The following is a 14,526-nucleotide window of genomic DNA, read 5'->3' as shown; positions in this document are numbered from 1 at the left end:
AAATAGTTTGCACCGCCCCTGTCACTTTTCGTATCTGGCGCGGCAACAGGGTTACTGAGAAACATTCACATCAGGAACCCACCCAATGTCCGTTGCCGCCCCCACGTACCGCCCTCACCTGCTGGCGCTTGCCGTCGCTTGCGCCAGCTTCAGCAGCGCACTGCTTGCCGAGGAGGCCGCTTCGACCGAAGCAGGCCTGAACCTGCCTGAAACCCGCATCAATGCGACCCGCGTGGCCGATGGCAGTGCCGAGGCCGGCTATGTCACCGATTCGCTGAAGAACGTCGGCGCACTGGGTGGCATGCCCCTGAAAGACACCCCCTACTCGATCAGCGTGGTGTCCAGCGAGCTGATCCGCAACGTGCAGGCCACCTCGACCGACGATATCTTCAAGCTCAGCCCGTTCACCCAGTTCACCTCGCCCTCCGGAGCCGGCTACGCCAGCTCCGTGGCCATCCGCGGCTTCAACGACCTGGGCAACCTCAACATCGCCAACGACGGCCTGCGCTTCAGCAACGGCTCCGACAGCGGCAACTTCGTCGAAGAGATGGAGCGCCTGGAGATCGTCACCGGCCTGAGCGGCTTCCTGTATGGCCCCGGCAGCCCCGGCGGGCTGGTCAACTACGTGCTCAAGCGCCCCACCTACCAGCGCTACAACAGCGTCACCGTGGGCAACGCAGGCGGCGAGAACGGCTACCTCCATGGCGACTTCGGCGGCCCGATCGACGATCAGGGCGTACTGGCCTACCGTGTGAACGTGCTGGCCCAGGATGGCGAGACCGCCATCGACCTGCAGAACCGTCGCCGCAAGATGGTCAGCCTGGCGCTGGACTGGAACATCAGCGACGACCTGCAGGTGCAGTTCGACGCGTCGTACAAGAAGAACCAGACCCACGGCCTGACCAGCTACTGGTACTTCGCCGACCAGCGGCTGCGCCCCGATGCCGACCAGCTCGACAACGACAAGCTCTACAGCCAGCGCTGGGCGTTCTCCGACAGCGAGCACGAGCGCGTCGGCAGCCGCTTCAACTGGCGCCTGAACGAGGTGTTCAGCCTGCGCGGTGCGCTGGCCCATGACCGCAACCGCACCCAGTACGCCTACACCGGCCCCACCGTCAACACTGCGGGCGTGTACAGCCAGCCGCTGTACGCCTTCGCCCCGGTCGAACGCGAGGAAACCTCGGCCTACCTGTTTGCCGACGCGGCCTTCGCCACCGGCGGCATCGGCCACAAGGTGACGTTCGGCTACCAGGGCAACGTGGCGCGGGTGCGCGACTACACCGACTACATCCCCTTCCCGGGCCCGCAGTACCAGCCGGTGGGCGGCAACGCTTCGATTCCGCTGGGCGAGACGCCGCAGTACGCCAAGCCGGACTACTCGATCGGCCATGGCGACCAGCGCTTGTCGGCGCGCACCCAGGCCGACAACCTGCTGATTGGCGATGTGATCACCTTCAACGAGCAGTGGTCGACCATCCTTGGAGTGACCCGCACCCGCATCAAGACCTTCAGCGACAACTTTGTGTGGGTCGAGTCGTTTGGCTCGCCGAGCCAGATCGAGCACTACAACCAGAGCAAGACCTCGCCCAACGTCTCGCTGATCTACAAGCCGCTGCCCTGGCTGACCACCTATGCCACCTACATCGAAGGCCTGCAGGCGGGTGGCTTTGCGCCCAACACGGCGCTCAACGCCGGCCAGGCCATGGCCCCGGCTGTCAGCGAGCAGTATGAGGTAGGGATCAAGGCCGAGGTGGGAGAGGCCTTGCTGACCATGGCGCTGTTCAACATCGACAAGCCCAATGGCTACACCAACCAGCAGCAGATCTACGTGCAGGACGGTCGCCAGGAGAACACCGGCGTGGAGTTCGGCATTACTGGCAAGCTCACCCCGCAGTTGACCGTGGTCAGTGGCTTGACCTTGCTCGACCCGCAGGTGAAGAAGGCGGCCAATGCCAGTGTCGAGGGCAACAAGCCGGTGGGCGTGGCCAGCCAACTGGCCAAGGTGTATGCCGAGTACGACCTGACGGGCGTGCCCGGGTTTGCCCTGACGGGGGGCGCGTACTACACCGGCAAGCAGTATGTGGATGAGGCCAACCACTACAGCTTGCCGTCGTTCACCACCTTTGATGCGGGGGCGCGTTATCGTTTGCCATTGGCGGACAATGCCCTGACCCTGCGCACCAACGTCAGCAACCTGACCAACAAGGAATACTGGTTGAGCGACCACTTCCTGGGCGCGCCGCGTACGCTGACGTTCTCGGCGCAGCTGGAGTTCTGAGGTTTCGCCCCGGGCGGCCCCATCGCGATCTATTCGCGGTGGGCACCCTGCATCCTCAGCACCCCTCCTCCGCCTCCACCAGGTCCGCATACCCCTCCCGCCGACGCACCACCCGATGCGCCTTGCCCTGTACCACCACCTCTGCCGGCCGCGGCGGGAGTTGTACTGGCTGGCCATGCTCATCGCATACGCACCCGCACTGAACACCGCCAGCAACGCGCCCTGATCCACCACGGGCAGATCACGCGCCAGCGCCAGATAATCCCCGGTCTCGCAAATCGGCCCCACCACATCCACGGTCTCGCTAGGCGCCTGCGCCGCCACGCTCCAATGCCCGCTGAAATCCGTATGGCTCACCGGCCATATCGTGTGGTGCGCACCATACAGCGTAGGCCGCAACAGGACGTTCATGCCCGCATCGACGATCACGATCCGACGATCCCAGCCCTGCTTGATGTACTCGACACGCGTCAGCAACACGCCCGCATTGGCACTGATCGAGCGGCCCGGCTCGATCACGAACCTCACCCCACGGGCTTTCAGCCCGCGCAATCGCGCACAGATCGCCGCACCCATCGCCTGCAGCGCCCCCTGCGCATCCTGCCCCCCCGCATACGTGGCCGGGAAACCACCGCCGATGTTGAGCGTGTCCACTCGCCCGCCCAAGGCTGCCACCCGCTCCAGCAAGCCCTCGATCACCTCGATGGCCGCCAGGTAGGTGCCGGTGTCATGGATCGGCGATCCGAGGTGCACATGCACCCCCTCCACCGTCAGATGCATGTACCGGCCCGGCACGAACAGCACAGGCGCCTGGCTTACCGGTATGCCGAACTTGGTCTGGCGCCCACCGGTCGAGGTCTTCTGCGGGGTGGCGGCATCCGCCACATCGGGGTTGATGCGGATCGAGACCTTGACCCGCCGCCCGCACTCGCCGGCAATCGCATCGATCCGCTCAAGCTCGCCCTGCGACTCGACATTGAACAGATGAATACCGGACTCGACCGCATAACGAATTTCCTCGGCCGATTTGCCTACTCCGGCAAACACAATGGTGTCGGGGGCCGCCCCCGCCAGCAGCGCACGGTAGATTTCCCCGCCACTGACCACGTCTATCCCGGCCCCCTGCTGCACCAGAAATTTCAGAATGTGCAGGTTGCTGCAACTCTTGACCGAGTAGCAGATCAGCGGATCAATCGGCGAGAACGCATCCTTCAGGCTCTGAAAGTGCGCGGCCAGGGTACCCAACGAGTACACGAACAACGGCGTCCCCAACTGCGCCGCCAGCGCGTTCAGGTCCACGTCCTCGCCATGCAGCACGCCTTCGCGGTAGTTGAAACGGTCCATTGCACCTGCCTCCAGTCGGTTGAGGTGCGCATTATCCAAAGCGCCTGTCTAGATTGAAAATACCAATCCATGGGCGATCCATTCATATTTGATATGCTTTTCAGCCCCTCCACACCCAAGGCGCACCCGCGATGCCAACGCTGAACTTTCGCCACATCGAGATTTTCTGGGCGGTGATGACCAGCGGCAGCGCCACCGGGGCGGCGGCGCTGCTGCATACCTCGCAACCGACCATCAGCCGCGAGCTGGCCCGCATCGAATCGATCACGCAACTGACGCTGTTCAAGCGTGCCAACGCACGGTTGATCCCGACCGAGCAGGCCCTGATGCTGTTCGACGAGGTCAAGCGTGCCTACTTCGGGCTGGAGCGCATCACCCGCGCAGCCGATGCCATCCGCCAGCACAAGCAAGGCCAATTGGCCCTGGTGTGCCTGCCGGCATTTTCCCAGGCGCTGCTGCCGGGGGTGTGCAAACACTTCCTGGACCTGTACCCCGACGTCTCGATCAGCATCACCCCGCAGGACGCACCGCTGCTGCACGAATGGCTGTCGTCACAGCGCTATGACCTGGGCCTGATCGAAGACAGCGTGGCGCCGGCGGGCACCCAGGCGCACGGCCTGTTCAGTGCGGATACCGTGTGCATCCTGCCCGCCCGGCATCGGCTGGCGGCCAAGGCTCTGCTGACACCCGAGGATTTCGCCGGCGAAGACTTCATCTCGCTGGCCGGCGACGATCCCTACCGGCACCAGATCGACAGCTTGTTCGAGGGCCGCGGTATCAGCCGTCGCCTCAGGGTGCAGACCCACAGCGCCGCCGCCGTGTGCGCCACCGTGGCACAGGGCGTGGGCATCGCGATCATCAACCCGCTGACCGCACTGACCTATGCCCCGCTGGGCCTGCAGATCCGCCGCGTCTCGTTCTCCATTCCCTACACCGTGAGCGTGGTACGCCCGCTGCACCGGCCCGACTCGCCGCTGGTGGACAGTTTTGTGCAGGCCCTGCAGCACCACACCCTAGCGCTGCACCATCAACTGCAAGGCCTCACCGCGTGCCCGTGAGCGTCGGCAAAAAGCAAAACCAGTACTAAAGAACCATTGTTCGCCCCCGGCGCCACTGCTATTGAGTGTGCCGCTTTTTTGCGTACTGGCACATTACTGCTACCCGACCACCCTGCTGGCTTTACCCCCACGCGTTTCGAGATGCCCGCCATGATTGAGAACACCGATGTGATGTACCGCCTCCTGGTACAAAGCGTGATCGACTATGCGATCTACATGCTGACCCCCGAAGGCGTGGTCAGCAACTGGAACGCCGGCGCGCAGCGGGCCAAGGGCTACACCAGCGAGGAGATCGTCGGCCAGCATTTCTCGGCGTTCTACAGTGCCGAGGACCGTGCCGCGCAACTGCCCCAGCAAGGGCTTGAAATCGCGCGCAGCATCGGCCGCTTCGAAACCGAGGGCTGGCGCCTGCGCAAGGATGGCCGCGCGTTCTGGGCGCACGTGATGATCGACGCGGTGCACGACGGCAACGGCCAGTTGCTGGGCTTTGCCAAGATCACCCGCGACGTCACCGAGCGCCGCCAGTACGAACTCGACCTGCTGGCGGCCAAGGAGCTGGCCGAAGCCCAGCGTGAGAAGATGGCTACGCTGTCACAGTTCCTCGACTCGGTGATCAACAACATTCCGTCCAGCGTGATGGTGCTGGACGTGGCATCGCGGCAAATCCTGCTGGCCAACCCCAAGGCCGAGCAACTGTTCTCCAACCAGCAGCGCGCGCTGGTGGGCAGCACGCCGCAGCAGAGCCTGGTGCCGGTCATGGCCGGCTACATCGAACACCTTACCGAGCACTGCCTGAACCACAACGGCCTGCACCTGACCGAAGACCACCTGGACACCCCGCAGGGCCTGCGTACGCTGCGCTCGCGCACGCTGCTCAGCAGCAACCCGGAGGTCGGCGGCCACTATGTGCTGCAGATCGCCGACGACGTCACCGACGAAATCGCCGCTCATGCGCAGATCCACCATATGGCCCACCACGACGAACTGACCGGGCTGCCCAACCGCACGCTGTTCCACAACTGCCTGGAAGAAGCCCTCGCCGCCGGCCAGGCGCGCCAGCAGATGACTGCGGCACTGTGCCTGGACCTGGACAACTTCAAGAACATCAATGATGCCCTCGGGCATGCCTTCGGCGACCGCCTGCTGCGTGCCCTGGGCCAGCGCCTGCGTGCCGTGCTGCGTGATCAGGACACCCTGGCGCGGCTGGGCGGCGACGAGTTCGCGGTAGTGCTGCCGCACCTGATGCGCGTCGAGGACGCCCAACGCACCGCGACCCGCCTGATCGAAGCGGTAGCACCGGCATTTCTCATCGACGGCCACAGTTTTTCGGTGGGCTTGAGCGTGGGCATCGCCCTTGCGCCGGCCGATCATGTGCAGGCCGACCAACTGCTGCGCTATGCCGACATGGCGCTGTATGAAGCCAAGCGCAACGGCCGCAACCGCTTCGAGCTGTTCCGCCCCGAGCTGGACGAGGCCGCCCGTCGGCGCCGCATCATGGAAACCGACCTGCGCACGGCGCTGCACCTGGGCCAGTTGCACATGCACTACCAGCCAATCATCGGCAACGGCGAGCAGATCACCGGCTACGAGGCGCTGATGCGCTGGCAGCACCCGAGCAAGGGGCAGATCATGCCAATGGACTTCATCCCGATTGCCGAAGAAACCGGGTTGATCCACGAGGTCGGTACGCGAGCATTGAACCTCGCCTGCCAGGAGGCCGCCAGCTGGGCCACCGAACAATCGGTGGCGGTCAACCTGTCACCCGTGCAGTTCAAGAACAGCGAGCTGGTCGAGATTGTGCAACTGGCCCTGGCAGACTCGAAACTGCCTCCCTCACGCCTTGAGCTGGAGATCACCGAGTCGGTGCTGCTGGAGAACAGCGAGAGCAACCTGCGCACCTTGCAAGCGCTCAAGGACCTGGGCGTGTGCATTGCACTGGACGACTTCGGCACCGGCTATTCGTCGCTGGGTTACCTGCGCTCGTTCCCCTTCGACCGGATCAAGATCGACAAATCGTTCGTGCATGACATGGGCGAAAGCCGCGAGGCGATGTCGATCATCCGCGCCATCACCGGCATGAGCAGCAGCCTGCTGATCAACACCACGGCCGAAGGGGTGGAGACGGTGGCGCAGTTCAAGCAGTTGCAGGCCGAGGGCTGCTCGCACTTTCAAGGGTATCTGTTCGGGCACCCGCAACCGGCCGAGACACGCCGCAAGAAAACGGAGTGAACGGACGGCCAGAGCGAGCTACTGACTGCTCTGGCCCCTTCGCTGGCAAGCCAGCGCCCACAGGTCTGGGCGCCCTTTTCGAAGACGGCGCTGTCCCTGCGGGAGCTGGTTTGCCAGCGAAAGAGCACCTGGCGCGCCTCAGGCCACCCGGTCATACAACGCCCGCAGTTGCTGCACCGCCGCCTCGATCTGAGTCACCTTGACCCCGCCATACCCCAGCACCATCAGGTTCTGGTCATCGGCCTGCGGGTCCACACTGTAGCCGCCACGCAGCACCAGGCCGAACCCCTCGGCCTGGGCCAGCATCTTCCTGGCCGTACCCGGCGCGCCAATGCGCACCGCCAGGTGCAACCCCGCCTGCCCCGACGAGTAGCTGATCAGTTCGCCAAAGCAAACATCCAGGCAGTGCTGCAGGTAACTGCGCCGCTCGGCGTACTCGGCGCGCATCTTGCGGATATGCCGGGCGAAATGCCCCTCCTGGATAAAGTCCGCCATCGCGGCCTGCACCGCCAGAAACCCCGGCCGGTACAACTGTGTCAGCCCCTTGCCGAACGCGTCGGCCAACGCCTCTGGCACCACCAGGTAGCTCAGCCGCAACCCCGGGTAGGTGACCTTGCTGAACGTGCCCAGGTAGATCACCCGGTCCTGGCGCCCCAGGCCCTGCAGCGAGGGCAGCGGCTCGATGTCGTAGCGGAACTCGCTGTCGTAGTCGTCCTCGACCATCCACAGGTTCTGCGCCTCGGCAAAGGCCAGCCAGTCGCGCCGGCGCTGCAACGTCATGATGTTGCCCGTAGGGTATTGATGCGACGGCGTGACAAACGCCAGGCGTGGCGTGGCGTGCGGTTCGGGCGTCGGCAGGCAGGCGCCCTGGGTGTCGATCTGCAGCGCGGCGCAGTGCAACCCGGCAGCCGCGAACACCACTGGCGCGCCCCAGTGACACGGGCTCTCGAGCCACACCGTGTCGCCCACATCCGCCAGCAGCCGGGCCACCAGGTCCAGCGACTGGTGGGTGCCCATGGTGATGATGACCTGCGCCGGGCTGCAGCGCACCGCGCGGGCGGCATACAGGTAGGCACTCAGGGCCTCGCGCAGCGGCCGGTAGCCGCCCTGGTCCACATAGCCGCCAAGGTCTGCGTGACGCTTGCTCAGGTAGCGATTGTGCAGGCGCTTCCACACATGGAACGGAAACAGGTCGGCATCGGCCACCCCGGGCACAAAGGCCCCGGCCACCCGGGCTAGCGCGCCAAAGCGCGCGGTGATCGCCTTGCCACGCGCCGACAGCGGTGCCTGGCCAACCCCTTCGCCTGGCAGCACCTCGACACTCACCTGCGGCAAGGTGTCGGCAACAAAGGTGCCACTGCCTGCCCGCGCGTACAGGTAGCCTTCATCCAGCAAGCGCTCGTAGGCCAGTGACACCGTCAACCGCGACACCAGCAACTGCTGCGCCAGCGCACGCGTGGAGGGCAGCTTGTGGTCCACCGGCAGGCGCCCCTGCAGGATCGCCGCCTGGATCGCCTGGTAGAGCTGGCGCTGCAAGGTCACCTCGCCGCCACGCTCGAGTGTGCCGACCAGCAGGTCATGCAGCAGCGAACCCATCAGCGTCACCCTGTACCCGAGAACAAGGCCACGAGCATACAAGTGGCCTTAACAGTTGATCAACTCTGGATATAACCGATATAGCCAAAGTGACCTATGTTCGATCGGTACCGGCGCGATGCACCCGCTTGCGCAGCCTTCGACAGAGTGACGTTCAGTGACCCTACACACACCTCCTGCCTTCGACGCGCTGCTGGCTGCAGCGCCGCCCCGGGTTTCAACCGAACAGGCCTGCGCGGTGGCGGCGCAGTACTTCGGCCTGCACGGCGACTGCCGCCTGCTCAGTGGCGAACGCGACCTCAATTTCCAGCTCACCTGCAGTGACGGCGCGCAGTACGTGCTCAAGATCGCCAACGCGGCCGAAGACCCGCTGGTGACCGACTTCCAGAACCAGGCGCTGCTGCATATCCAGCAATGCGACCCGTTGCTGCCCGTGCAGCGCGTGTACCCCAACCTGGACGGCACCTATCAGGTACCGGTGCGGTTCGACGGCCAGCCGCTGCTGGTGCGGCTGCTGTCGTTTGTCGAGGGCGTCTCGCTCAACCATGTCGCGCAGCCGAGCGCGGCGCTGCGTAGCAGCCTGGGCGAACACCTGGGCCGCCTGGGCCTGGCGCTGCGCGGTTTTTTCCATCCGGGTGCCGGTCACGAGCTGCTGTGGGACCTCAAGCACGCCTCGCGCCTGAATGACGTGATCGGCCTGATCGAAGACCCGGCGCAGCGCCAGCTGGCACGCCATTTCCTCGACAACTTCGAACGCAATGCCCAGCCCCGGCTCAAGGGCCTGCGTGCCCAGGTGATCCACAACGACCTCAACCCGCACAACGTGATCGTCGACGCCCACTCGCCGCACCCGGTGCGCAACATCCTCGACTTTGGCGACATGGTGCACGCACCACTGGTCAACGACCTGGCCGTGGGCGCCGCGTATCAGCTGGGCAACCACGGCAACCCGCTGCAGCATGCCGCGCCGTTCATTGCCGCGTACCACCGTGTCGCAGCGCTGGAGCCGATCGAACAGGAGCTGCTGGTCGACCTGATCGCCACGCGCCTGGTGCTGACCGTGACCATCACCAACTGGCGCGCCGCGCTGTACCCGGAAAACCGCGCCTACATCCTGCGCAACGCGCCTGGCGCCTGGCGTGGCCTGCACGCCCTGGCCGAGCTGCCGCGCGAAGCCGCACAACAACAGATTCGTCGTATCTGCTCCCAGGAGACGCTGTAATGACCATGATCAACGGCTTCACCGCCACCGATGCCGAACGCCTGAGCGCCACCGAACGTGCGCTGATCGAGCGCCGCGAACGCACGCTGGGCCCGGCCTACCGGCTGTTCTACGAACACCCCCTGCACATTGTCAGGGGTGAAGGCGTGTGGCTGTACGACGCCGACGGTAAGCGCTACCTCGACGCCTACAACAACGTGGCCTCGATCGGCCATTGCCACCCGCACGTGGTCAATGCCCTGCATGCACAGGCCCAGGTGCTCAATACGCACACCCGCTACCTGCACGAAGGCATCCTCGACTACGCAGAGAAACTGCTGGCCACCTTCCCGCCCGCGCTGAACCAGGTGATGTTCACCTGCACCGGTAGCGAAGCCAACGACCTGGCCCTGCGCATCGCCCGCCAGCACACCGGTGGCACCGGCCTGATCGTCACCGAGCTGGCCTACCACGGGGTTACCGAACAGATCGCGGCGGCGTCGCCGTCACTCGGTGCAGGCGTGCCGCTGGGCGACTTCGTGCGTACCGTGCGGGCCCCGGACGCCTACCGCCTGGGCGCCGAGAACGTGGCACGGCTGTTTGCCGAAGACGTGCGTGCCGCCATCGACGACCTGCGCCGCTGCGGCATCAAGCCGGCAGCGCTGCTGCTGGACGGCATCTTCGCCAGCGACGGCGTGCTCGCCGACCCGGCCGGCTTCATGCAGCAGGCCGTGGCGCTGGCTCGCGAAGAGGGCCTGCTGTACATCGCCGATGAGGTGCAGTCGGGCTTTGCGCGCACCGGCGCGCACATGTGGGGCTTCGAGCGCCACGGCCTGCAGCCGGACATCGTCACCCTGGGCAAGCCCATGGGCAACGGCCAGCCGATCGCCGCCGCCGTGGTGCGCGCCGAGGTACTCGAAGCGTTCGGGCGCAACGCGCGCTACTTCAACACCTTCGGCGGCAACCCGGTGTCGTGTGCGGCCGCCAACGCGGTACTGGAGGTGATCCAGGGCGAGGACCTGCTGAGCAACTGCGCGGCCATCGGCGCGTACTTCAAGGCCGGCCTGCAGGGCCTGGCCGAGCGCTATCCGCTGATCGGCGACGTGCGCGGGGCCGGGCTGTTCGTGGGGGTGGAGCTGGTCACCGACCGCGTCAGCAAGGCCCCCGCCACCGAGGCCACGCGCCAGGTGGTCAACGGCCTGCGCGAGCGCGGTGTGCTGATCAGCTCGGCGGGGCCTGCGGCCAACATCCTGAAGATCCGCCCGCAGCTGATATTCCAGCGCGAGCACGCCGACCTGTTCATCGATACCCTGGACAGCGTGCTGCGCGACCTCGGCTGAGCGCGCCGCTCAGAGCCTGAAACTGCCCACCAGCTGGGTCAGGCGCGCCGCCTGCTGTTGCAGGTCGGCGCAGGCCTGGAGGGTCGAGGTGAGGTTGTCGACCCCTTCACGGTTAAGGCTGTTGATCTCGCGAATATCGCTATTGATCGAGCCCACCACCGCCGTCTGCTCTTCGGTGGCGGTGGCCACCGACTGGTTCATGCCGTCGATCTCGCCGATACGCAAGGTCACGCTGCCCAGCCGTTCGCCGGCCAGGTTGGCGATCGCCACACTGTCTTCGCTGTGCCGCTGGCTCTGGGTCATGGTGCTGACCGACCCCCGCGCGCCCACTTGCAGCTCCTCGATCATGCCCTGCACCTGTTGCGCCGATTCCTGGGTACGGTGCGCCAGGTTGCGCACCTCATCGGCGACGACGGCAAAGCCGCGCCCCGCCTCACCGGCACGGGCCGCCTCGATGGCGGCATTGAGCGCCAGCAGGTTGGTCTGCTGCGAGATGCTGGTAATCACCTCGAGAATCTGACCGATGTTCACGGTCTTGCCGTTGAGCGTCTCGATGCTGCTGCTGGACGTGGCGAGCATCAGCGAAAGCCGGTTGATCGCGGCGATGGTCTGCTCCACCACCTGGCGCCCGGCTTCGGCCTGCTCGCGCGCATCACTGGCCTTGTGCGAGGCTTGCGCAGCATTGCCGGCGATCTCCTGGGCCGCAGCGCCCAGCTGATTGATGGCCGTCGCCACACTGTGGGTACGGGTGCTTTGCTGCTCGCAATTGAGCATCGAGGCATTGGAGGCCTCGACGACCCGCCGGGCCACCTGGTTGACCTGGTCGGTGGCCGAGGCGACTTCACGCAGCGACGCATGCACGCGCTCGACAAAGCGGTTGAACGCCGTGCCCAGCACACCGAACTCGTCACGCGCGCGGATCGACAGGCGCCGGGTCAGGTCGCCCTCGCCGTCGGCAATATCTTGCATGGCACGGGTCATCTGCAGCATCGGGCGCATCAGCAGGCGCATCAACGCGCCCAGCAACAGCACGCTGATCACCACCGCCAGCGAGGTGGCCAGCAGCGCAGAGCGACGGTAATCGCTCAGCGCAGCGAATGCCTTGTGCGGGTCTACCGACAGGCCGATGTACCAGTCCAGCGACGGCAGGCCGCGCACCGGGGCAAAGCTGACGATACGTGGCCCTTGTGCAGACTGCACCTCGCGCAACCCGGCACCGGGTTGCAGGGCCTGGCCGGGGTACACCTGCTCCAGCGACTGCATTACCAGTGCCTTGTCCGGGTGTACCAGAATGCGACCGTCGGCACTGACCAGGAACGCATAGCCCATGCCATTGAAGTCCAGCGCATTGATGCTGTCGGCCACCGCCTGCAACGGCAGATCGCCCCCCGCCACCGCCACGCGCTGGTCACCCTGGCGTACTGCGGCGGCGACACTCACTACCAGCCCGCCGGTGGTGGTATCGATATAGGGTTCGGTAATCGCCGGCCCCTGGCTGGCCAGCGCACCCTTGTACCAGGGCCGTGCACGCGGGTCGTAGTCGGCCGGCATGGGCACGTCGGGGAAGGTGGTGAAGCTGGCGTCCTGGCCACCGACATAGGTGGCGCTGAACGTGCCGGCCAGGGCGGGCTGCTTGAGCAACTGCGCGGTGTTGGCCGTGGTCGGCGTAATCGCCACCGCCTGCGCCAGGTTCTCGATCAGCAGCACCCGCCCCTGCAACCAGTTGACGATGGTGTTGGCGGTGCTGCCGCCCATTTCCTGCAGGTAGCGTTGCAGGTTCTGGCGGATCGCCTGGTGCTGGCGGGCGTCGTTGTACGCCGTCAACGACGCAAAGGCGACGATCACGATCATGGAGACCGATAGCAGGATTTTGTGACTGAACTTCAAGTGTGTGCGCATGCGTTGGCGGCCCGTCCGGTGCTTGGTTGAACGCTCGCCACGGGCTGGCCCCACAACAAGCACGCACATTGTGTGCCGCGCGCGAACGCAGACTGCGCTGTTGTGCTCGGCAAAGCAGCTGAATCCCGGCGGCAAACAGCCGATTGCGCGGCGCTGGCGATTTCTGTCGTTTGGCGGATGTTCAAGCCTGCACTGCGCTGTCAGAGCCCCCTCACACCACATGAACACACATGCACTTTGGCCAAGACTGTCGGCTCATCGCAGCCCCACTCACGTTGAAGGGAAGACGCTCTATGCCACGATTCAAGCTCGGCACTCTGACACTGGCCCTGGCGCTTTCGAGCCCACTGCACGCGTTCGCCGCGCCCCTGCTCGACACGGCCACCGCCGCCGCCAGTGCCGACAGCCGCGCCGCGCAAAGCAACGCCTGGCTGGAGATCGACCAGGCTGCGTTCGAAAGCAACATCAGCCTGCTGCAACAGCGCCTGGCGGGCAAAACCGCCATGTGCGCGGTGATGAAGGCCGATGCCTACGGCAGCGGTATTGCGTTGCTGGTGCCATCAGCCATCCGCATGGGGGTCAGCTGTATTGGCGTGGCCAGCAACGAGGAAGCACGGATTGCCCGCGACAAGGGCTTCAAGGGCCGCTTGCTGCGCTTGCGCAACGCCAGCCTGAAGGAAGTCGAAGGCGCATTGGCGTACCGCATCGAAGAGCTGGTGGGCAACCTGGAGGTGGCACGCCAACTGGATGCACTGGCGGCCCGGCACAACGTCAACCTGCCCGTTCACCTGGCCCTGAACTCGGCCGGCATGAGCCGCAATGGCCTGGAGATGAGCACCGCGCAAGGCAAACTGCAGGCCGTCGACGTGACCCGCCTGGGCCATCTCAAGGTGGTCGGCATCATGACCCACTTCCCGGTCGAGGAACGCGAGGATGTGCTCAAGGGCCTGGCCACATTCAAGCAGCAGTCGAGCTGGCTGATCGAACACGCCGGGCTTGACCGCAGCAAGCTCATGCTGCACTGCGCCAATACCTTCGCCACCTTGCAGGTACCCGAGGCGTGGCTGGACATGGTGCGTCCCGGCGCGGCGCTGTATGGCTACCCGGTGGGCGGGCACACGGAGTTCAAGCGGGTGATGCAGTTCAAGTCGCAGGTCGCGTCGGTCAATGCCTACCCGGCGGGCAGCACCATCAGTTATGACCGCACCTTTACCCTGGAGAAGGATTCGCTGATCGCGAACATTCCGGCCGGTTACTCCGACGGGTATCGCCGGGCGTTTTCCAACAAGGCGTCGGTGCTGATCAACGGCCACCGGGCGCCGGTGGTGGGCAAGGTCACGATGAACACGCTGATGGTGGATGTGAGTGCCATACCGGGGGTGAAGTACGGCGACGAGGTGGTGCTGTATGGCAAGCAGGCAGACGATGAGATCACCCAGCAGGAAGTCGAGACCATCAACGGCGTGACGATGGCGGACCTGTATACGGTGTGGGGCAACTCCAATCCCAAGGTGCTCAAGGCCCGGTAACCGCGGGCCTTCCAGCCTTGCAGAGGCTGCTCCTGCGTCTTCGCTGGCAAGC

Annotated in this window: 8 protein-coding genes and 2 pseudogenes; 6 read left to right on the top strand and 4 right to left on the bottom strand. The window is 65.3% G+C overall.

Going from position 1 to position 14,526, the window contains the following annotated elements:
- The first annotated feature begins 85 nt into the window (after positions 1–85).
- Positions 86–2,278 carry a TonB-dependent receptor gene (locus G3436_RS16605; protein ID WP_163947021.1) on the top strand — a complete coding sequence of 731 codons (2,193 nt, stop codon included), beginning with the start codon at positions 86–88 and terminating at the stop codon, positions 2,276–2,278.
- 213 nt (positions 2,279–2,491) lie between these two features.
- Here G3436_RS16605 and lysA read toward each other — a convergent pair.
- A pseudogene (gene lysA, locus G3436_RS28990) lies at positions 2,492–3,622 on the bottom strand (diaminopimelate decarboxylase); the annotation flags it as partial.
- A gap of 131 nt (positions 3,623–3,753) precedes the next feature.
- On the opposite strand from lysA, the gene G3436_RS16595 reads away from it, so the two are divergent.
- Positions 3,754–4,680, top strand: coding sequence for a LysR family transcriptional regulator (locus G3436_RS16595; RefSeq protein WP_163947019.1), 927 nt, complete (start codon positions 3,754–3,756; stop codon positions 4,678–4,680).
- Positions 4,681–4,821: 141 nt separating this feature from the next.
- Positions 4,822–6,909, top strand: coding sequence for a sensor domain-containing protein (locus G3436_RS16590; RefSeq protein ID WP_243667186.1), 2,088 nt, complete (start codon positions 4,822–4,824; stop codon positions 6,907–6,909).
- A 138-nt stretch (positions 6,910–7,047) separates the two neighbouring features.
- Here the strand turns inward: G3436_RS16590 and pdxR are convergent, their stop codons facing one another.
- Positions 7,048–8,505 carry a MocR-like pyridoxine biosynthesis transcription factor PdxR gene (gene pdxR / locus G3436_RS16585; RefSeq protein ID WP_178116493.1) on the bottom strand — a complete coding sequence of 486 codons (1,458 nt, stop codon included), beginning with the start codon at positions 8,503–8,505 and terminating at the stop codon, positions 7,048–7,050.
- Positions 8,506–8,662: 157 nt separating this feature from the next.
- On the opposite strand from pdxR, the gene G3436_RS16580 reads away from it, so the two are divergent.
- A complete protein-coding gene (locus tag G3436_RS16580; protein WP_163947015.1) occupies positions 8,663–9,727 on the top strand; it encodes a phosphotransferase in 1,065 nt (354 codons plus the stop codon).
- Complete coding sequence (locus G3436_RS16575; RefSeq protein ID WP_163947013.1) at positions 9,727–11,046, top strand: aspartate aminotransferase family protein; 1,320 nt, start codon at positions 9,727–9,729, stop codon at positions 11,044–11,046. Before G3436_RS16580 ends, G3436_RS16575 begins: the two co-directional genes overlap by 1 nt.
- Before the next feature lie 9 nt (positions 11,047–11,055).
- Here G3436_RS16575 and G3436_RS28985 read toward each other — a convergent pair whose 3' ends face one another.
- Positions 11,056–11,820 (bottom strand): methyl-accepting chemotaxis protein, encoded by a 765-nt coding sequence (locus tag G3436_RS28985; protein WP_420801220.1) that lies wholly within the window; start codon positions 11,818–11,820, stop codon positions 11,056–11,058.
- A gap of 93 nt (positions 11,821–11,913) precedes the next feature.
- Positions 11,914–12,897 (bottom strand): annotated as a pseudogene (locus G3436_RS28980) (HAMP domain-containing protein); the annotation flags it as partial.
- A gap of 341 nt (positions 12,898–13,238) precedes the next feature.
- On the opposite strand from G3436_RS28980, the gene alr reads away from it, so the two are divergent.
- A complete protein-coding gene (gene alr / locus G3436_RS16565; protein WP_163947007.1) occupies positions 13,239–14,474 on the top strand; it encodes an alanine racemase in 1,236 nt (411 codons plus the stop codon).
- Positions 14,475–14,526: the final 52 nt, after the last annotated feature.

The sequence above is a fragment of the Pseudomonas brassicae genome (assembly GCF_010671725.1).
Lineage (GTDB): Bacteria > Pseudomonadota > Gammaproteobacteria > Pseudomonadales > Pseudomonadaceae > Aquipseudomonas > Aquipseudomonas brassicae.
This window is presented reverse-complemented; position numbering and strand designations above follow the sequence as displayed.

Excerpts from the sequence above, each read along its gene's own strand:
- G3436_RS28985 (WP_420801220.1), bottom strand. The coding sequence starts at position 11,820 with ATGCTCAATTGCGAGCAGCAAAGCACCCGTACCCACAGTGTGGCGACG.
- G3436_RS16595 (WP_163947019.1), top strand. The coding sequence starts at position 3,754 with ATGCCAACGCTGAACTTTCGCCACATCGAGATTTTCTGGGCGGTGATG.
- G3436_RS16590 (WP_243667186.1), top strand. The coding sequence starts at position 4,822 with ATGCCCGCCATGATTGAGAACACCGATGTGATGTACCGCCTCCTGGTA.
- alr (WP_163947007.1), top strand. The coding sequence starts at position 13,239 with ATGCCACGATTCAAGCTCGGCACTCTGACACTGGCCCTGGCGCTTTCG.
- pdxR (WP_178116493.1), bottom strand. The coding sequence starts at position 8,505 with ATGGGTTCGCTGCTGCATGACCTGCTGGTCGGCACACTCGAGCGTGGC.
- G3436_RS16605 (WP_163947021.1), top strand. The coding sequence starts at position 86 with ATGTCCGTTGCCGCCCCCACGTACCGCCCTCACCTGCTGGCGCTTGCC.
- G3436_RS16575 (WP_163947013.1), top strand. The coding sequence starts at position 9,727 with ATGACCATGATCAACGGCTTCACCGCCACCGATGCCGAACGCCTGAGC.